Source organism: Labrenzia sp. THAF82, from assembly GCF_009363435.1.
Lineage (GTDB): Bacteria > Pseudomonadota > Alphaproteobacteria > Rhizobiales > Stappiaceae > Roseibium > Roseibium porphyridii.
The window spans coordinates 5,842,055-5,861,372 of the sequence record NZ_CP045354.1 but is presented as its reverse complement, the minus strand read 5'-3'; the positions used below and the strand labels follow the sequence as shown (position 1 = coordinate 5,861,372).

General features: G+C 55.7%; 16 protein-coding genes. 4 read left to right on the top strand and 12 right to left on the bottom strand.

The genetic code is table 11. The features are described 5' to 3' along the window. Window positions 1-186: 186 nt before the first annotated feature. The 5 genes from FIV00_RS26930 to FIV00_RS26910 form a co-directional block, all read right to left on the bottom strand. The gene (locus tag FIV00_RS26930) at window positions 187-639 is read right to left on the bottom strand and encodes a YtoQ family protein (protein WP_152503598.1); all 453 of its coding nucleotides are present in this window, start codon (window positions 637-639) and stop codon (window positions 187-189) included. Between the two features lie 151 nt (window positions 640-790). Further along, on the bottom strand, window positions 791-2,596 hold the full coding sequence (locus tag FIV00_RS26925; protein WP_152503597.1) for an adenylate/guanylate cyclase domain-containing protein: 1,806 nt from the start codon (window positions 2,594-2,596) through the stop codon (window positions 791-793). Between the two features lie 44 nt (window positions 2,597-2,640). Next, complete coding sequence (locus FIV00_RS26920; protein WP_152503596.1) at window positions 2,641-3,498, bottom strand: SDR family oxidoreductase; 858 nt, start codon at window positions 3,496-3,498, stop codon at window positions 2,641-2,643. Window positions 3,499-3,500: 2 nt separating this feature from the next. Further along, on the bottom strand, window positions 3,501-4,340 hold the full coding sequence (locus FIV00_RS26915) for an RNA methyltransferase (protein ID WP_152503595.1): 840 nt from the start codon (window positions 4,338-4,340) through the stop codon (window positions 3,501-3,503). 80 nt (window positions 4,341-4,420) lie between these two features. After that, the gene (locus FIV00_RS26910; RefSeq protein WP_173006179.1) at window positions 4,421-5,050 is read right to left on the bottom strand and encodes a TetR/AcrR family transcriptional regulator; all 630 of its coding nucleotides are present in this window, start codon (window positions 5,048-5,050) and stop codon (window positions 4,421-4,423) included. Window positions 5,051-5,213: 163 nt separating this feature from the next. On the opposite strand from FIV00_RS26910, the gene FIV00_RS26905 reads away from it, so the two are divergent. Then, window positions 5,214-6,413, top strand: coding sequence for an efflux RND transporter periplasmic adaptor subunit (locus FIV00_RS26905; RefSeq protein WP_152503593.1), 1,200 nt, complete (start codon window positions 5,214-5,216; stop codon window positions 6,411-6,413). Between the two features lie 3 nt (window positions 6,414-6,416). After that, a complete protein-coding gene (locus FIV00_RS26900; RefSeq protein ID WP_152503592.1) occupies window positions 6,417-9,596 on the top strand; it encodes an efflux RND transporter permease subunit in 3,180 nt (1,059 codons plus the stop codon). Between the two features lie 66 nt (window positions 9,597-9,662). Here the strand turns inward: FIV00_RS26900 and FIV00_RS26895 are convergent, their stop codons facing one another. From FIV00_RS26895 to FIV00_RS26885, 3 genes are all read right to left on the bottom strand, one after another. Next, complete coding sequence (locus tag FIV00_RS26895) at window positions 9,663-10,616, bottom strand: class I SAM-dependent methyltransferase (protein ID WP_152503591.1); 954 nt, start codon at window positions 10,614-10,616, stop codon at window positions 9,663-9,665. A gap of 144 nt (window positions 10,617-10,760) precedes the next feature. Beyond that, window positions 10,761-13,196: a methyl-accepting chemotaxis protein gene (locus FIV00_RS26890; protein WP_209006726.1), complete on the bottom strand. Its 2,436-nt coding sequence runs from the start codon at window positions 13,194-13,196 to the stop codon at window positions 10,761-10,763. 194 nt (window positions 13,197-13,390) lie between these two features. Beyond that, entirely contained in the window at window positions 13,391-14,149 is a 759-nt protein-coding gene (locus FIV00_RS26885) for an SDR family oxidoreductase (protein ID WP_152503589.1), read from the bottom strand. A 126-nt stretch (window positions 14,150-14,275) separates the two neighbouring features. Between FIV00_RS26885 and FIV00_RS26880 the strand changes: the two genes are divergently transcribed. Together FIV00_RS26880 and bfr are read left to right on the top strand one after the other, a co-directional pair. Next, window positions 14,276-14,518, top strand: coding sequence for a bacterioferritin-associated ferredoxin (locus FIV00_RS26880; protein WP_152503588.1), 243 nt, complete (start codon window positions 14,276-14,278; stop codon window positions 14,516-14,518). Between the two features lie 14 nt (window positions 14,519-14,532). Continuing rightward, a complete protein-coding gene (bfr, locus tag FIV00_RS26875) occupies window positions 14,533-15,018 on the top strand; it encodes a bacterioferritin (protein WP_152503587.1) in 486 nt (161 codons plus the stop codon). Between the two features lie 17 nt (window positions 15,019-15,035). Here the strand turns inward: bfr and FIV00_RS26870 are convergent, their stop codons facing one another. The 4 genes from FIV00_RS26870 to FIV00_RS26855 form a co-directional block, all read right to left on the bottom strand. Further along, window positions 15,036-15,743, bottom strand: coding sequence for an ATP-binding cassette domain-containing protein (locus FIV00_RS26870; RefSeq protein WP_173006178.1), 708 nt, complete (start codon window positions 15,741-15,743; stop codon window positions 15,036-15,038). Then, window positions 15,744-17,447 carry an ABC transporter permease gene (locus tag FIV00_RS26865; RefSeq protein WP_371419557.1) on the bottom strand — a complete coding sequence of 568 codons (1,704 nt, stop codon included), beginning with the start codon at window positions 17,445-17,447 and terminating at the stop codon, window positions 15,744-15,746. 10 nt (window positions 17,448-17,457) lie between these two features. Beyond that, window positions 17,458-18,681, bottom strand: a complete 1,224-nt coding sequence (locus FIV00_RS26860) for an ABC transporter substrate-binding protein (protein ID WP_152503586.1) — start codon at window positions 18,679-18,681, stop codon at window positions 17,458-17,460. A 112-nt stretch (window positions 18,682-18,793) separates the two neighbouring features. Continuing rightward, a complete protein-coding gene (locus FIV00_RS26855; RefSeq protein ID WP_152503585.1) occupies window positions 18,794-19,249 on the bottom strand; it encodes an Lrp/AsnC ligand binding domain-containing protein in 456 nt (151 codons plus the stop codon). Between the last annotated feature and the right edge of the window lie 69 nt (window positions 19,250-19,318).

Here is a 19,318-nt window from a genome sequence, read left to right as displayed (position 1 = left end):
GAAGTTAAAACTAAAGTACTTGTCAGATCCGATCCGGAATAAAAGGTCGGTTACGCAGTCTAACAGGACCGCTTTCCACCGAAGTGCAGTTCCGATATGGAAGGGATCTTTTGCCCGGCTAATGTGCGTGGGCTAATACATAGCTTCTATTAGTATGGTAACTAAATAATTAATGTCAAGGCAGGCCTACAGCTTGCCCAAGATGACATATTGTAGAATATCGACGACTTGCGCTGGTGTTTCCGTCACTGCGAGTGCTGCCGCATCCACCTCTTTCAACGGGTGCGTCAGCGACGGGTCGTGCATCACAACAAGTGACTTGCCAAGCGCTGAAGCGTAACCCGCATCGAACGCCGCATTCCATTGTTTGTACTTGTCACCAAAACGAACGACGACAACATCTGCCTTCTCGATGAGAGTTCGGGTTCGGATTGCGTTTACCTTCGCGCCCTTGTGATCGTACCAGAATTTCTTGTCTTCCCCACCCAGAATGCTGGCGCCACAATCGTCGCTGGCGGCATGATCGGTTACCGGTGCGGAAAAGGTCACCGGGAGATTGAGCGCCTTTACACCTTCCACAATCTGGTCGCGCCAGTCCGTATGAATTTCACCCGAAAGGTAGACGTTCCAATTGCTCATGATATTGCCCGCTCAGGATTATGAGTTCAGTATTGAAAGCCGGTCGGCCGTGCTTTCAAGCTGGGGAGCATTGATGCAGCCGTCAAGTGCAGATGGGACGGGGGCGAGGATGCATTTTCCAAATCGGACGTTATGAGCTTCGAAATCGTTGCTATTTCGAGGTCAGATGCCAGACGCCATCCCACCTGTCAGGAACGCCCTGAGTTTCGATGATTTGAAGCCGGTTCAAGAACACCCGCGCAATTTTATCGTCGGGATCTTTCGCGAGAATTGTTGCAAACAGCTTGTGTGCGTCACTCCAAAGACCGGCAGCAAATGCGTGGAGTGCCTCTTCGGATGTGGCTTGCAGCTCCTTAAGGGATGGGGTCATGTCGTTTGAACGCGCCAGGGCGGTAAACACACTGGTCGGTTCGGTCTTGCCCTTCACCTGGATCCGGTCGACGGCCCTGAATTCAATACCCGACGCCGTGTCACGTGTCCTTTGACAGACCAGTAATTGGGTGCCGTAGATCTTGTTGGCACTTTCCAGACGGGCGCCGAGGTTCACCGTGTCGCCCATGATCGTGTAGTTCTTGGTTTTCTCCGATCCGATCGACCCGATAACCGCATCTCCGGTTGCTATCCCGATGCGCTGTCTGATCTGGGGAAGATTTTTCTGTAGCCCGGTCAATTCCGGCAGTTCATCCTGGAATGCTTGCATGTGCTCGATATTGCGGAGCGCGCTCTCCACCGCGAGCGTTGTCTGTCCGCCATCATCGCAAAATGGCTGCGCCCAGAAAGCCATGATCGCGTCGCCGATATACTTGTCGATTACGCCTTGCCGATCAGTGATTTCCGAGGACATCAAGTCCAGATACCGGTTGAGCACCCGAACGAGGCCGGATGGTGTGAACTGCTCGGATATGCTGGTGAAGTCCGCCAGGTCCGAAAAATAGGCGGTCACAACTTTCTTCTCACCGGCCGATGCATCTTCATGATCGGCAATCAGTCCGGACACGACGCGAGGATCCAGATATTGCCCGAAAGTGTCCTTGATTTTTTGCGTCGACCGCAATCCGTCCACCATGGTGTTGAAGCTGCGGGTCAGTGTACCGATTTCGTCTTGCGTACGCGGTTCCAGCTCGACACTGAAGTCTCCCTGCTCAACGCGCTTTGCACTCAAGGTCAAAAGCTTCATGGGGCGCAAAATGCCGGAGATCACGAGAGAAGAGAGCAGCAATGCAAGGGCTCCTCCTGACGCCGTTGCGGCGATGCTCGCATAAAGGGCCTGTTGCTCATGAAGCGCCGCCGTGGCGATCGACTGGTCCGTAAACTGGCTGACATGCTTGTGCAGCTCATCGAGATGCGCCGTCAGCTTGTCTTCCTCCTGCTCAAGCTGTTCTTCCAGTTTTTCACGTGTTGCCGGTGGCAGGTCGGCCGTATTCACCAGAGTCGATGCATGCGTATGGAAATTGTTGTGCTGCGTTTCGATGGCCACAAGCGCTGGATATAGCGCCGCCAGTTCCAGCTTGTCCCGCAGCGACGCCGACTGATCCTGCGCGGCTTTGACACGTGCTTCCGCCGATTTCAGCAGTTCTTCGACCTTGTTGGCGTGTTCCTCGAACCTCGTGAAATCGTCAGCGAGGCGCTCTTCGAGATGCTTGATCCTGGTTTGAAGCTCGGGGTGATCCCGCAGGAGCGCATCAATTTCTTCAGCAGATTTGTCGTAGCTTAGAACTTCCAGCCGGTCAGCCCGCAACTCCGCCTGATATTTCTCGGCGCGTTCCAGATCGATTTCTTCCTGCAGTGTCACGACTTCAATTTGCGCGATCTCGTTACGCAGTGGCGAATAGACCTTTGAAATCAGTTGCAACTCGTTGTTGATCTCAAAAATCTTGTAGATCGAGAACGCCGCCGCGGCGGCCATAACAGCAAAAACAATGAGGGAAATGCCAAATATTTTCCAGGCAATACGCATCAGGCAGATCCTCCATAGGCACAGCTGACGACTGGCAATAGTACTTAAATATAGGCGTGCAGGTCCCGGAGCGCGACACGATAGTTGGGAAAGCGGAAAGAATACCCAAGCTCGTCCTTTATGCGCTGATTGGAAACCCTTTTGTTTTCGCCATAAAAGGAGCGCGCCATCGGTGTAAGGTCCGCGGTCTCGAAGGGAATTTCAGGTGGGGGGTCAACCCCGAGAAGTTCCGCTGCAAAGGTGACCACATCCTGAGGTGGAGCGGGTTCGTCATCCGTGACGTTGTAAATGCGCGTTACAGGATTTGCCATGGCAAGCGACACCGCACCCGCGATATCGGAAACATGTATGCGGTTGAACACCTGTCCCGCCTTGACAAGGCGGCGGGCCTTACCCTTTCGGAAGTTTTCAAACGCATTTCGGCCTGGGCCGTAGATCCCCGAAAGACGAAAAATCTGAACAGGACAATCGTTCGATCTCGCGAACTCCAGCCATGCGTTTTCTGCGGCGACCCTTTGCACCGATCTTTTCGAAACCGGTTTGCAAGGCGTGTCCTCATTCACCCAATCACCATCGTGATTGCCGTATACGCCAACGGTAGAGAGATACCCGACCCATTCCGGTCGACCGGCGGCAACATCTTCGCAGTGCATGTTCAGCACGGGATCACCGGCATCATTTGGTCCGATGGAGACGAGAACATGCGTTGCCGATGCAAGCGCTTCGGCAATGCCTTCGCCTTTGGCGGTGCCATCGAACAGGAAAGGTTCGATGCCAGCCGCCTTGAGCGCTTCCGCCTTTTCGGCAGATCGTGTGGTGCCGCCGATCCAGTCAAACCGGTCCCGGATCTCTTCAATGAAGGCCTTTGAGGAAAACCCGACACCGAAAACAAAAAGGCGCATGGTCACAACTCCAGATGTTTGCGGCGAACTTCGTAAAGGGCGATGCCGGTCGCAACAGCAAGGTTCAAACTGTCGGCCTGACCGACCTGTGGAATTCGGATCAATGTCGAACAGGCATCCGCCATGTCGTCCTCCAGCCCCTTCTGCTCATTGCCCATGACCAGTAGCACCGGCTCCTTGTAGTCCGGTGTCCGGTAGTCGACAGAACCTTTGAGGTGCGTCGCCGCAACGGTGCCTGGCCATTTTTCAGCCAGCGCTTTGAACTCGTCCTTGGTCATCCGGGCCAGGGGCACGTGAAAGAGCGAACCCATGGTGGCGCGCACCGCTTCAACCGCAAAGGGGTCCGTGCAATCACCAACCAGCATGACACCGGCTCCACCGACCGCATCAACCGTGCGAATGATCGTGCCGAGATTGCCCGGGTCCCGTATCCGGTCAAGTGCGACCCAAAGGTTTGAACCCTTCGGATCAACTTCCGTGGCTGAAAGGAGCTTTTGTCCATAGACACCGACAACCATTTGCGGATTGTCCTTGCGCGTCATGGCGGACATGACAGCCGTGGAAACTTCCAGGATCAAGGCGCCGCGTGCCTTGGCGGTTGCGGCAGCTTTTTGTGCTATGGGGTTGTCACGCCCTTCCGGACCAAGGGCGAGATAGCGAACATCCCAACCGGCTTCCAGCGCATCGGTTGCCAGCTTCAGTCCTTCAGCAACAAACAGGCCCGATTGGCTTCGATGCTTGCGTTGAGCGACAAGCCCTTTGATTTCCTTGACGATCGGATTGGAGTGACTGGTGATCTGTTTCACCGCGCCGATGCGCTGAGATTTGCCGGATTGAGGCATTCTTTGCTCCGGGAGCTCATCAGGAGCCAGGGACGGGATTTGAACAATTTACGCTGGAGTATGCGCTGGCCCTTGTCGGGTCAAGGTTTTTGGCGCTGATCTTGTGGCGGGAGCAGTCTCTGTGTTGCCAGCAAAACCGAGTCGTTGATGTCTACCGGAAACGAAGTCACATCCAGCTTGCCGTCAATCGAGAGGAAGGACAGACCATGGACCTGCGTCCAGAGCGGAAATGCAGTCTTGATAACCCCCTCGGTGATGTCGTCTTCGCCAAGATAGCGCGCAACCTCTGCAAGCAGGACACCATAGCAACCGCGCCCAACCTGTTTGAGCTCTTCAATCCGCCCCGAATGGCTTCTGGTGCTGAACATGAGACGAAACGTGTGCGGCTCCCGAATAGCGAATGCAACGTAAACCCGGCCGATTGCAGAGATCGATTCAAGGGACCCGCGCGGATGTTCTGAGGCGCTTTGCGACATTTCCGCACCAAGGCGTTGAAGTCCGTCTTTGGCGACATCCGTCAAAAGATCGTCTTTGGAGGAAAAGTGCCGGTAGGGCGCAGCTGTACTGACCCCAGCCAGACGGCAGGCGTCCGACATGGAGAACCCGTCGGGGCCGTGTTCTTCGATCAACCGTCTCGCGGCAGCGATCAGTTGACCGCGCAAATCGCCATGGTGATAGGCGCTTTTCTTCTGGATCTTTTTCCTGGCCATTCTCAATGCTTCTAAATTTTTTCCGGCGAATCCCCTTGCGGAAGTTAATTCTTCTAACATATGTTAACAACAGTAACATAGTTAGTAATGTTCACATTCGGGCATCTGTCTGCACGAACGTAGATCGAAAATGCGATTACCGGACGAAAAGTGAGGGTGCGGCATGTCGGGAAAAACTCATGCACAGGATGCGGGAACGCAAAAGACTGGCCGTTTTCGTCGCCTAGCCCGGGGATTTGCAAGTCTGGCGACATTTTCCGTGAATGTCGGTATGGCGGCAGCTGCTGTGGTTATTGGCGTCACCACGATCCAGATGCGGGCAGCGGAAAGGCCGGACGTACAACCAGCGCCCCTCACCGAAGTGATTACGATCAACCCGGACTTTCAGACAGGATACGATGTCACGCGAAGTTTTGTCGGACGTCTAGAACCGGCGCGCAGGACAGACCTCGGATTTGAACTGTCCGGAACGGTTCGCGAAATTCAAGTGGACGAGGGCGGCAGCGTTAAAAAGGGCGACATCATCGCGGTTTTGGACACAAGATCGCTTGAAGCCGAGCGTCGTCGGCAGCAAGCCAATCGTCAGGCGACGGAGAGTGACCGGGAACTGGCCCAGTTAACGCTCGACCGCCGAACAAAGCTTAAGGATTCCGGGCATGTGAGCGATCAGGTGCTGGACGAGGCACGGCTGTCACTCAGCCGGCTGGACGCTTCCCTTGCGCAGATTGATGCGGCAATCGAGGCGATCGAAATCAGTCTGGACAAATCGGTGTTGCGGGCACCTTTTGATGGCCATATCGGTGAGCGCCTGCTTGACGAAGGAGCAACCGTCGCCCCGGGGCAAGCGGTTCTGCGGGTTCTTGAAAGCGCCCGCCCAACCGTTCGAATTGGTTTGGCACCGGAAGTGGTTGACCGGCTTCAGCATGAAGATACCTATGAAATCCGCATTGGGGACGTGATTTACGCTGCAGCGTTGTCTGGCCTCAGACCGGATCTTGAGACGCGCACGCGGACGGTTGAATCTCTGTTTGAACTCGAGAACAGCACTGCTGCCCCGGGGTTCGGCAGGCTGGCTGAGCTCTCTCTGACGGAGCGGATCGCGTCTGAAGGGTACTGGGTGCCGACCACGGCCCTCAAAGAAGGTCCGCGAGGCCTTTGGACACTTCTGACCGTTGTTTCCCTGTCTTCGGAAGGTGCCGCTGTGGAATACAAGGTCGCCCGCGAGGCGGTTGAGGTGATCCACGCCGATGGAGGTCGCTCATTTGTCCGCGGTACGATCTCCAAGAACAGTGTCATTGTTGCTGAGGGCGTGCACAGAGTGGTCACCGGCCAATCGGTCCGTCTTGCGTCAAGTGGGGTTTAAGCGATGGAAACGCTGTTCTTTCGCCAGCCGCGACTGGTCGCCCTCACCATTTTGGTCATTGTCGCTGCGGGGCTGTCTGCACTCGTCGGGATCGGACGCCAGGAAGACCCGACGATCACCAACATCTTTGCAACTGTTACGACAGTTTATCCCGGCGCAGACCCTGCTCGCGTCGAAGCGTTGGTGACGGAAAAGATTGAAGAGGAACTAAGGGAAGTGGAGGAGATCGATGTGATCGAATCCACCTCAGGCTCGTCGATTTCAATCATCCAGATCGAATTGCTCGACACCTTGTCGGAGGAGGTCATCGAACAGACGTGGTCTGAAATTCGTGACAAGGTTTCAGATGCGACACGGGAATTTCCGCAAAGTGTGCAGGAACCTGAATTTGACACGGAAGGTGCAGGTGCCTTCGCGTCGATTAGCGCTCTTGTCCCCAAACATGACAATGTCAGCCAGGCGGTCATGCTGCGCTATGCAGAGGCGCTCTCTGACATTTTGCGGAATGCGCCGGGCACTAAACAGGTTGAGATTTTCGGCGGCATTGATGAGGAAATACTTGTTCGGATCGACCCGGCCTTGCTGACGTCCCTTTCGTTGACAGTCGATCAGGTCTCTTCGGCGATCAGGGCCGCGGATGCCAAGGTGCAGGCCGGCCGTCTGCGCAATTCCGAAAGCGAATTCCTGATTGAGGTTGAAGGCGAAATCGCAACCCTCGACCGTATTCGCCAGATCCCGGTTTCCACTGGCACTTCGGGAATTGTCACACGAGTTGGTGATGTTGCGACCGTAACCAAAGGGATCCGGCAGCCTGCAGAAGAGCTCGCCTATTCCGATGGACGCTCTGCGCTGTTGATTGCTGCCAAGATTGCCGATGGACTGCAAGTCGACACCTGGATGGAGCGTGTCCGGGACAGGCTCGCGCAGTTTGAACGCGACATGCCATATTCCATCGAACACCAATTGGTCTTCGATCAAAGCACCTATACGATCAATCGCTTGTCGAATGTAGGCCTCAATATCGCAATCGGCATGTCGCTTGTGGTGGTCGTTCTGCTGGTAACGATGGGATTGCGCTCTGCTTTGATCGTCGCCATGGTTTTGCCGGTCGTGACGCTCGCATCGTTTTCGACCATGAGCATGATCGGCTTGCCGCTGCACCAGATGTCCTTGACGGGGATGATCGTTGCACTGGGGCTGCTGGTGGATGCCGGCATCGTGATGACGGACGAAATCGGTCAGGCTCTGGACAAGGGCCTGTCGCGGCGCGATGCCGTTGGCAAGGCCGTGCGCCGTCTGTTTGCACCGCTCCTTGCTTCCACGGTAACCACGGCTCTTTCCTTCATGCCCATGGTGCTCCTACCGGGACCTCCGGGCGACTTCGTTGGATCTATCGCAATCGCGGTGATCGTGATGCTGCTCTGGTCCTTTGTAGTTGCTGTCACGTTGACGGTGGCAATTGCCGGTTGGGTGCTGCCGGCCGGAGGAGTGAGCAAAAAGAAGCGTTCTCTCTGGCCAACGTCGCTCGTGTCTGTTCCCTTTCGATACTCGCTAAAGCTGGCCATGCGAAACCCGGCGAGTTCCGTTGCCTATGCGCTCATACTCCCGGTCGTCGGTTTCCTGAGTATGCCCACATTGACCGCCCAGTTCTTCCCGGGCGTCGACAGGGATCAGTTCCACATCGAGGTGGAACTTGCCGACGGAACCGCAATTGCGCAAACCTCGGCCACGGCGCTTGAAATCGACCGTTTTCTGTCCGCGACCGATGGCATTGAAAAAGTTTCCTGGGTGGTCGGGAAAAGTGCACCGGCCTTTTACTACAACATCGTCGGCAGCCGGGACCGGGCGCCGGCATTTGCCCAGGCTCTGGTCACGTCAAGTTCACCTGAAGCCACCACGGATCTGGTGCCAGCGCTTCAGGCGGATCTTTCCAGCAGGTTTCCGGAAGCCCGCATTCTTGTGCGCGACCTGGTGCAGGGGCCGCCAGTCGACGCGCCTGTCGAATTGCGCTTGGTGGGACCGTCGTTGGAGGTGCTCCGAGGGCAGGGTGATGCCATTCGACAGCTGGCCGCCAATGTCGACGAGATCACGGTTGTCAGGACAACAATGGATGGTGGGGCACCCAAGCTGAAGTTTGAGGTCAATGAAGACAAGGCCCGCCTTGTCGGTCTCGGACTGTCGGATGTAGCCCGTCAGCTGGAGGCGACCCTCGAGGGATCTACCGGTGGCAGTCTTATCGAAAGCACGGAAGAGCTGCCGGTCCGGGTCCGAATTGGCGATGAGGCGCGGGGCAGTCTTGCTGAGATCATCAGCCTACCTTTGCTCCCCTCGGGCGGTGTGTCGGGAAATGTTGACTACGATGGCGTACCGCTTTCTGCGATTGCAGATATCCGGGTTGAACCCTCCGAGGGACAGATCAATCGTCGCAACGGCGAACGTACAAACACGGTCCAGGCTTTCGTTCAATATGGCGTGCTTCCGGAAGAAGCGCTCAAGACACTCCAGGCCAGGATGGCAGCGGCAGGCTATTCCCTGCCTGAAGGTTACCGGATCGAAACCGGTGGCGATTCCGATGCGCGCGATGAAACGCTGACCAACCTCATCGGATCGTTGGGGCTGATCGTTCCCTTGTCCATTGCCGCGATTGTCTTGACCTTCAATTCATTTCGTCTGTCCGTTGTCACTTTCATGGTTGCCATTTTGTCGGCGGGCCTCAGCATTCTCTCACTTGCCGTCTTTCAGTATCCCTTCGGTATCAATGCAATCATCGGTGTGATCGGCTCAATCGGTGTGTCGATCAACGCCGCAATCATCATTCTGACCGGGATGCAACAGAACCAGAACGCGGTGAACGGCGAGAGCGAGGCTATGGTTGACGTCGTGATGGGGTCCAGTCGGCACATCGTTTCGACGACGCTGACAACCTTTGGGGGCTTTCTCCCGCTGATCCTGGACGGAGGTGGCTTCTGGCCACCGTTTGCAATGTCCATTGCCGGTGGCGTTCTGCTGTCGACGGTGATCTCGTTCTACTTCGCACCGCCCATGTTCGCTCTGATCTATGCCGGGCGGAAAGCGCCTTCAAAGAACGCAATCGAAAGACAAGACGCAGGCGACGAGAGCCTGGACGTTCGGGCGTCAAATTGGAGCAACGACAATCGGCAGGTCTCGATCGCGGCAGAATGATGCGCAATGCGGAGGTACGGTCTCTCTTGACGCTGCATCTGGGACCCAGGCTTTTCGGGAGTAAGTCTAACGACTGCTCCAACGCGAAAAGAGCGACGTCGACAGCGCCCGATTGCCGGCCTCTTCGCGGATGACAAGTTCGCCGGACTCCAGCAAGCCGCCCTGGGCATTCAGCGTTTCTGCCATCAACTCGTGAATGGAGACAAAACTGGAGCGAATGGCGTAGGCCGTCAAAATCATGAAGAGTGCATCGTCGCTCAGCAGTTTCTGCAAGTCGTTCAGCATCCCAGGCAAAGAAGTATAAAGATCCCAGACTTCGCCTTTGGGGCCTCGGCCATATTTGGGCGGGTCCAGGATGATGCCGTCATAGGTGTTGCCACGGCGAACTTCACGGGCAACAAACTTGGACGCATCCTCGCAAATCCAACGGATCGGCAGGTCTTCAAGTTCGGAGAGGGACTGGTTTTCCCTGGCATATCCGATTGCCTTCTTGGATGCGTCCACATGAGTTACCTGCGCGCCTTCCGTTGCCGGCAAGAGTGATGCCAGACCGGTATACCCGAAAAGGTTCAGGATTTTCAGCGGCTTGTCCGGCGAACGGTTCCTTTCAGCGCGAACCTTGCTGTTGACCCATTCCCAATGTGCGGCTTGTTCGGGGAAGACGCCAACATGCCGAAATGACATGAAACGGCCATTGTATCGAACCGGACCAAAAGCCATCTCCCAAGTCTCCGGAACGTTGCCCGAAAACTTCCAACGGCCGGGTCCTTCTTCTTCCGTGTCACCTGAAAAGACGGCATCGGCACGGTTCCAGAAAGTATCTTTCAGACGTCGCGCACCCATGGCTTGCGGTTCCGGCCGCACGATCGTGAACCGACCATATCGCTCCAGCTTTTGGCCAGCACCCATGTCGAGAAGTTTGTAGTCTTTCCAGCCGTTCGTTTCCAAAACAACTGGCCAGGACTGGCTCGGAGGCTTGCCGGTCGGGGCAAAGGAGGAGGCGTTGGTCTGGTCCGCCACTTTTCTCTCTCTGACGTCTGGTGAAGGGAGGCTTTCCGCCTTAGTCGCGTATCGCGTCAAGGTCAACGCAGATGAGCGCCTGAAAATCAAAAAAGGGTCGGAAGCGGCTGCGCTTCCGACCCTTTTCAAGGAATGCAAATGAAATCAGGCTGCGGCCACTTCCGATAGGAACTGTTCGACTTCCTGTTTCAGTTCGCTTGTCTTCTCGGTGAGTTCACCGGAGGCGGAGAGAACCATGTCGGCCGAAGAGGATGTCTGATCGACGGCCTGTGACAACTCCGACATGGACGAGGATACCGCGCCTGTGCCTTCTGCTGCACGCTGGACGTTCTGTGAGATTTCAGCGGTTGCCGAACCCTGTTGCTCCACGGCCGAGGCAATCGCCGTGGTGTAGGAGTTGACTTCTGTCATCGTCTCGGCGATTTCGCCGATCGCAACAACAGACTCCTTAGTCGCGTTCTGGATCTCGGTGATCTGTGAGCTGATCTCTTCAGTTGCCTTGGAGGTCTGGGTCGCAAGCTCCTTGACTTCAGCGGCGACGACCGCAAAACCCTTGCCGGCTTCGCCAGCGCGGGCCGCTTCAATGGTTGCGTTGAGCGCAAGCAGATTGGTCTGTTCCGCGATTGCCTGAATAAGTGTTACGACTTCGCCGATCTTGTTGGCGGCTTCTGCCAGGCCCTCAACCTTTTCGTTGGTGACCCGAGTTCCCGTGGTTGCCCGGTCGACAATCTCGGTGGTCTGAGCAACCTGGCGGGATATTTCCCCGATCGATGCTGCAAGTTCTTCTGCTGCACTCGCAACGGTCTGCACATTGTTGGTCGTCTCATTAGAGGCCGACTGCGTCTCGGAGGCATAACCCGCGCTGTCACGGGCGATTTCCGTCAGTGCCTGTGCAGTTGAGTCCAGGCTGCCGGCAGTTGCCTCGACAGAACCAAGAGCGTCTTCAGCCGTGGAGCGGAAGCTCTGGATCAGGTTGTCGATACGCTGCTGACGTTCCTGGCGAGAGGCTTCTTCGTTGGCGTTGTGCGCCTGAAGCTCCGCGCGTTCAACGGCGTTATCCCGGAAGACCTGGACCGTGCGGCTCATGTCACCGATTTCATCACCGCGGTCGAGGCCCGGAATGTGCACTTCATTGTCGCCATCGGCCAGACGAGCCATCACGTTGGTGATGGTGCGGATCGGGCGCGTGATCGCAAGGTTGAGCACAAAGGCAAGTCCGATGCCGCCAAGGATGGCAAGCAGGATCGTGATGGCAATCTGGACTTCCGCCGAGCTCGATGCGGTCTTTGCCTGTTCGGACTGAACCTCGGAAATCGCAGCAATATCCGCACTGACCGTGCGGGTCAGGTTGTCGAGTTGCTTTCTTTGACCTGCAAGGCTTTCCTTGGTGGTGCGCATCTCCTTGAACGACTTGTCCAGAGTTGCGATCGATGTCGGAATAGCATTGATTGCGTCTGCCGCTGCAGGCAACACCTTGGCATACTTGACCAGGTCTGCTTCCAGCTTGGCAAGAGCCGCGATGCCTTCTTCAACTTTTGCCGGATCGGTGGCGCCAAATGCGCCGAAGAGCAAGAGGGTCTCTGCACGCGCTCCAAGCGAAAGCTGGTTCAGGTTGGTGGCCTTGTCGGCAATCGTCCGGATTGTTGCCAGCCGCGTCGCGGCGGTCAGGGCATCCGTTTTGGCTTTTGAGACAACCGGATTGACCTGACCCAGGATTTCATTGGTCAGAACATCCATGCCTTCAATATTCGTTCCGACTGCCAGGCGTGCCTCATAACCTTCCGAGAAACCAAGATCGGTTGTCAGCTTTTCGAGCGAGACAAGAAGGTTCTTGGCCTGCGCCGCCAGTTTGCTGACGGTTTTGCTGTCGATGCCCTCGATCTGCTTGTACTTCATCTGCTTGGTGTCGCTGACGAGCCCGCGCGCAATACCAATGGAAGCCGTCAAGTCATCGCCTTCAATGTTGCCGCTGCCCTTCAGGTAAAACATGTGGATTTTCACGACATCGTCTTTGAGCGTGAAAACGCCTCTTTCGAGCTGATTGGCATCGTCAAGCCGACCATCGGCAGAGAATGCTTCGGCGCTGACCTGTTTTTCTTCTGTCAAGACAGCGTCGGTGATGAGAGCGGCAAGTGCTCCCAGGTCGTTGGTGCTTTTTTGAAGGGTCGCAAGACGTTCGGCCTGCTGGTTGGTCTCATCGACAACTTGTCTGAATGTGGCTTCAAACTCCCGGACTGCGTCTTGCGCGCCGGCAAGCTGACTTGCTGCCTGCGGGTCGTTGGCGACCTCGGTCGACAGGACGTCGAGAGACGACTTGAGATCAACAATCTTATTGCTGACGGACTGGCCCAATTCCGGAGTCGGATTGTTGAGATAGTCTTCGCGTTCAAGCGATGTTGCCTGTACCTGGCTCGCGACCTGCGCGGCAAGATCTGCAACGACAAAACGAGAGGAGAGCTTATGCAATGCCAGGAAACCGACACCACCTACCACCGCCGTTAGCAGCAGCACAGCCAGAAAACCTCCGCCGACCTTGAACCCGAATTTCAGGTCGACCAGAATTTTCAAAATTCGATTCATTTGATCCCCACACAGCTGGATAATCAGCATAATTGTTTAGGCACTATTACGTGGGGCAATGAATATTAGGTAAATCCTCTTCGAAGATGTAGGTCTTTCCTAGATTAAAAGACTAAATCAGGATTCTAAACGAATCTGCACAGGATTGTTTCTTATATTGATCAAATAAATCAATTTAAGAGTGTGCTCCCAATTTACACATGTTGTCCGCCGTTTATGTGTATTTCGGAGCCGCTGACATAAGACGAGCTTTCCGAGCAAAGGTAAAAAATCGTATCCGCAACTTCCTCGGTCCGGCCAAGCCTGCGAAGAGGAATATCCTGAATGAGCTTCTCTGTGCCGGGTGACAGGATCGAGGTATCGATTTCCCCCGGTGCAATGGCATTGACGCGAATACCGTAAGGTCCGAAGTCCGCAGCCATCTCCCGGGTCAGCGATGCAAGTGCAGCCTTGGATGTCGCATAAGCGGTTCCTGCGAATGGATGAACCCGCATGCCTGCAATGGAGGTCACATTTACAACGGACCCTTTTGTGCTCTTCAATTCCTCAAACAAACCACGGGCAAGCAGAATTGGCGCGAAGAAGTTGACCTGAAAAACGGTGCGCCATTCATGCATGGCAGTGGAGAGGGAATTGAGGCGTTCACCTTCGGAGCCCTTCGGGCTGATGCCGGCGTTGTTGACAAGCGCATTCAGTCTGGAGCCGTTGGCCTCAAGCCTTTTTCGGATTTCCTGTGTTGCAAACCCAAGGTTTTCAGGGTCGGACAGGTCAACCTGAATATGGTCCTCCGGTCCCATGGGCCAGGGGCATTTGTCGGAGAACGCCTGCCGGGAGCAGGTGATGACACGCCAGCCTTCCGACGAAAATCGTTTGACGGTTGCGTGGCCAATGCCGCGACTGGCTCCGGTCAGGACAAGTGTCGGGCGGGTGTCGTTTGCTTCGTTGACGCTCATACGGTGTCCTTAGCCGGGGTGCAGAAGGCTCAGAAAAAGTTGACTTTTATAGTTGAGTTTAGTTATTGCGCTGGAAATCGTCCATGCCAATATGTCCCAATATGAGGACATGCACCGGATCCTGCAATGATCATTTGCTCATGTAACATTCTGTCCGAAAAGCAGCTTCGCGAAGCGGCGGAGGAAATGCGTGCGGATCCGAATGGGAAAGTGCCGACGCCGGGTGCGGTGTTTCGTCACCTGGGTTGCCGGCCAAAGTGCGGCAGCTGCTTTCCTTCTGTCATTGACATCATTCACCAGAAAGGCTCTGAAGAGGGTTCTGAGTCTGAGACTGAGCCTGCGCCCGCAAAGAGGGTGGCAAGCCGCTAGCCAGGAGAGGGCTAATGAAGGGCGATCCACGCGTCATTGAATATCTGAACAAGTCGCTTCGTCACGAGTTGACTGTCGTCAATCAGTTCTGGGTGCATTCCCGGCTGCTGGCTGACTGGGGCTTCCAAAAACTGGCAGACAAGGAACTGGAAGAAGCCGACGAAGAACGTCAGCATTCCCAAGATCTGATTGACCGGATCATCTTCCTGGAAGGCCTTCCTAACCTTCAGACACTGGATCCACTGCGCATTGGTCAGTCCTTGAAGGAATGTCTGGAGTGTGACCTTGCCGCTGAATATGTTGCGCGCGCACTTTACAAGGAAGCGCGGGAAGTGTGCCGGGAGATCGGCGATTACGTTACCATGAGCCTTTTCGAGCGCCTTCTCGGCGACGAAGAAGGCCACATTGATTTTCTGGAAACGCAATTGGAATTGATCGAGCAAATCGGCATCGACAATTACTCGCTTCTTCAGGCCAAGTCGGCGGACCAGGCGGAATAGTCGAAATTTATCGGTTTCTATCGTTGCGGCTGCCCATTCAAAGGGCAGCCGTTTTCTGTCTCGTTAGCACCGAGATAATGCACCATCCCTCCGGCTGCACGCGCGTCTTCCTCGTCATGGGTAACAAGCAGAACAGGCAACCCGTTTTTCCGGGCAAGATCAAAAACGAGGGTCCGTACTTCGGCCCGGCGTGTCTGGTCCAGGCTGGAAAAAGGTTCGTCCAGCAACAATGCTTCCGGTTCTGCTAGCAGTGTGCGCATCAGGGCAACGCGTGTCTGTTGACCGCCCGACAAAGTGGCTGGATCCCGCGTTCCAAAGCCAGATAGACCGACATCCACAAGCGCTTGTTCTGCAATTTCACGCCGCCTTTGCCGTCCTTTGACATTGGGCGGAATGGCAAAGGTCAGATTTTGAAGAACCGACATATGTGGGAACAACAGGGGTGACTGGAACATGAGGCCGATATGCCGGTCTTGCGCGGCTACATTCGACAAGTTACGTCCGCGCAGGACGACCTCTCCTTCGGCCTCAAAGTCCGGTTTCAGGAAGCCTGCAATGAAATCGAGCAGGCTCGACTTGCCGCTGCCGCTCTCTCCCATGATGGTAAGAATAGACCCCGGCGGAATGTCGCAATCAATCGACAGCAAAACAGATCCGTTCAGTCGAAGGGAAACGTTCTGAAGGATAAGACCGGGTGCCGAGTCAGGTGCGATCATCGTGGACATTCATTTCTCGAGCCGCATGGCCGCACGGTTGCGGTGAACGAGGGACGGCACAAGGGCCGCCAGTAAAAACCCGATGAGCGGAACAACCAGCTGGAGCAGGGCATAAAGCGCGGCAAACTGGCGGCTGCCGCCGCTCGCGAGTGCAACGCTTTCCGTTGTGATCGTGACGATCCGGCCGGCACCGATCATGAGTGTCGGCAGGTATTGGCCGACCGAAACTGCGGCAGCAACCGCAAGCGTTACCAGAACCGGGCGCAGAAGCAGGGGCAGTTGAATTTTCCAGAACACCTTCGCGCGGGATACGCCGATAGACCTTGCTGCACGCGCGTAACGCGGGTCCAGCTGGCCCCAGGGGTCGCTCAGGGCGAGGAAGGCATAGGGAAAGACAAAAATCAGATGGGACACTAGAACTGCAAGGAATGTTCCGCTCATGCCAAATACGAGAAAGAGCATCTGCAGGCCGAAGAGAAAAGCAATCTGTGGCACGAGGAGTGGCAGAAAGATGTAGCTTTTCAATCGGTTGGTGACCGCGAGGTTGCGGTGAGTTCGTGCTTCCAGCAGCCAAAGCGTGAGCGCCGTTGCCAAGAGAGCTGAAACGAGGGCGAGAAGAAGTGTCGCGACAAGACTGCCGCTCCCCATCTGGATGGCTTCAATCATTCTCGACAGGCTCCAGGCCTGAGGCAACACGGCTGGAAACCACCAGGATTTTGCCGCAGACCAAATCGCAAGCAGGCAAAGTGACAAAACCATTACGATGATGATCAGCAACATCGGCAATAGGCTGCCGAGGCGACTGAAACTTTCCTGTCGAAACCGAGAACCGCTTTGATACTGACGGTGAGCCAAAGCGCTCGCCAGTTTTTCCAGGCATAGGTAAATGACAAGTGCGCTCACAGTTACGGCAAGTTGCAGCAAGGCACCAGCGGATGCCATCAGCCGTTTGGCAAGATCAGGATCGTTCATCCAGGAAACGAGACGGGGTGCCAGGGGCGGCGGGGTTGTCGGCCCCAGGATCGTTGCCACATCGACCACTGAAGTGGAATAGGCGACGACTGCGAGCATCGGCAGGCGGATCATCGGATAGATCTGCGGCAGAACGATCTTGAAGAACGTCGCCATACGGCCATAGCCCAGCCCCGCACCTGCTTTGAAAAAGTCCTGGGTTCTCGGCCTGTTCAGCGCAGCGAGCGTCATCAGAAACAGAAACGGTACTTCCTTGGCGACAAGCCCGACCGTCATCGCAACACCGTAGGGGTCGTTCAGGATCAGGAGATCAGGTGGACGCGACCAACCTGTTGCCCAGGGCGACACCAGCCGCACCAGAAACCCCGATGGGGCAATCAGAAAGGCTAGCCCGATTGCTGCCGCTGCATGCGGGACAGACAGAAGTGGCGACAAGAACCGCGTCAGTCGCTGAAACGTTTTTGTACCTGACCATCCTGCGGTGAAGCCAAGGACGATCGCGAGCGAGATCAGTGAAGCTGTCAACCCTGTCGTCAGGCTGAGCAATGCAGATGTTGCAAGTCCGGGTGTTTCAATCAGCTGCTGAAAAGGTGCGAGAGAGAATTGCTCATAGCCGAGTACCGGCAGAAACCCGAATGCCGGAAGTGCTGTGCCCGCAAGGCCTGCAAGGACCGGGCCTGCCAGCAACATCGTTACGAGAATGGTAGGGGCATCCAAACGGAGCCCGGTTGCCTGCGACAAGCGATCAACCTCACTCGGCGCCGTACCTCTGGACCCAGGCTTCTTCCAGGGCCTTGACCCAGCTTGGGTGTGGTTCGGGTAAAACCGGTCCCAGATCTTCCGGTGACAAGGTGGCCGGACCCAGATCCATGGCGTCGAACAGGGCCTTTTCATTTGCAGGCAGGCCTGCAACGTCGAGCACCGTCGGATCTCCCCAGATCTCCGGCTCTTGCTTGCGTGTTTGTGCCATTGGGGACAGCAGGAAATTCGCAAAGACCTGCGCGCCTTCCTGGGCAGAGCTGTTGAAGGGGATGGCTACAAAGTGCGTGTTGCCGATCGTGCCACCTTCAAAAACGAAAGTCCGAACAGTCGGCGGCAGTTCGCCATTGGCGATCGCCCCGGACGCATCGCCGGGATTAAAGGAAAAAGCTATGTCCAGTTCACCGTCCGCGAGCAGCTGTCGCATATGCGAGGCATTCTTGGGAAAGGCCTGTCCTTCCCGCCATAAGGCAGGATGCAATTTATCAAGATATGCAAAGAGCGGTGCGACCGCTTCTTCAAATTTTGTTTCGTCTACAGGCTTGGAAAGCAGTTCGGCATTGGCAACCGTACCGGCGAGAACCTGCTTCAGAAATGTCGTTCCGTAGAAGTTGGGGGGCTGCGGATAGGCAAACCGCCCCGGGTTGGCCGTTGCATATGCCAGAAGCTCATCAAGAGATACAGGAGGGGTCTCAAGGCGTGCACTGTCATGCATGAAAACGAGTTTCGCCATGCCCCAAGGGCTTTCCTGACCGTCGGTTGGAACGGTGAAATCAACCAGAACTGTCGGCTTGTTCTCAACATCGACATATGCCCAGTTTGGTAGCGTTTCCACCCAACCAGGCGCAGCCAGCAGCGCGTTTTCCTTCATGGAGGCGAAATTTTCACCATTGATCCAGATGAGGTCAACGGCACCACCAGACGCTTTGCCGACTGATTTTTCCGCCAAAACCTGGGACACAACTGTCGCCGTGTCGCTGACCTTCACATGTATGACACGCACATCGTAATCTCGCGCGACTTCACGAGCCGCCCATTGAATATAGGCGTTGATCCGAGGCTCGCCGCCCCAGGCATGGAAATAGACCGTCTGGCCTTTTGCTTTGTTCAGCACGGCTCGCCAGGCAGGGTCTTCCTGCGTGGCTTGAGCAAGTGCGGTCAATGGCACAAGAAGGAGCGCGAAAAGGCCAAGACCGGCAGCGAGAAGACGAGTCATCTGAAGTCCTTTTGATCTGAACAGCGTTCCCCTCGCAAAGACGGTACGACACGGTCAAGACAAGGCTTTGTGAACCGGCGCTGCGAGGACCAAGGCATGCTCTGCATCAAGTCTAGACTGGCAGCACATGCGTGTCCTTTATTTCCTCCATGACAGCATATGTATGTGTCTCTCGTACGCCCGGAAAGGCCAGCACCACATCTGACAGAAAGCTGCGATAGGCTTCCATGTCCTTGACCCGGCTTTTCATGAGATAGTCGAATCCTCCGGCAACCATGTGACACTCAAGAATATCGGGTGAACGTTCGACCGCGATCTTGAAAGCGTCGAAGATATCCGGTGTCGTTCTTTCCAGTCGAATTTCGACAAAGACAAGTAGCCCGCGGTCAACCTTCTTGGGGTCGAGGTTTGCTGAAAAACCTTCGATGTAACCTTCGCGAATGAGCCGCTTGGTTCGCTCAGCCGTGGCCGTTGGCGAAAGCCGAACACGATCCGAAAGCTCGGTGTTGGTGATGCGGCCATCTTCCTGCAGCACCATCAAGATCCGCCTGTCAGTAGCATCAAGCATAGTGAAAAACCTCTTAGAAATTTAATTTTGGCGGAGTTAGCACGGAAATAGCAGCAAAAAACAGGGAAA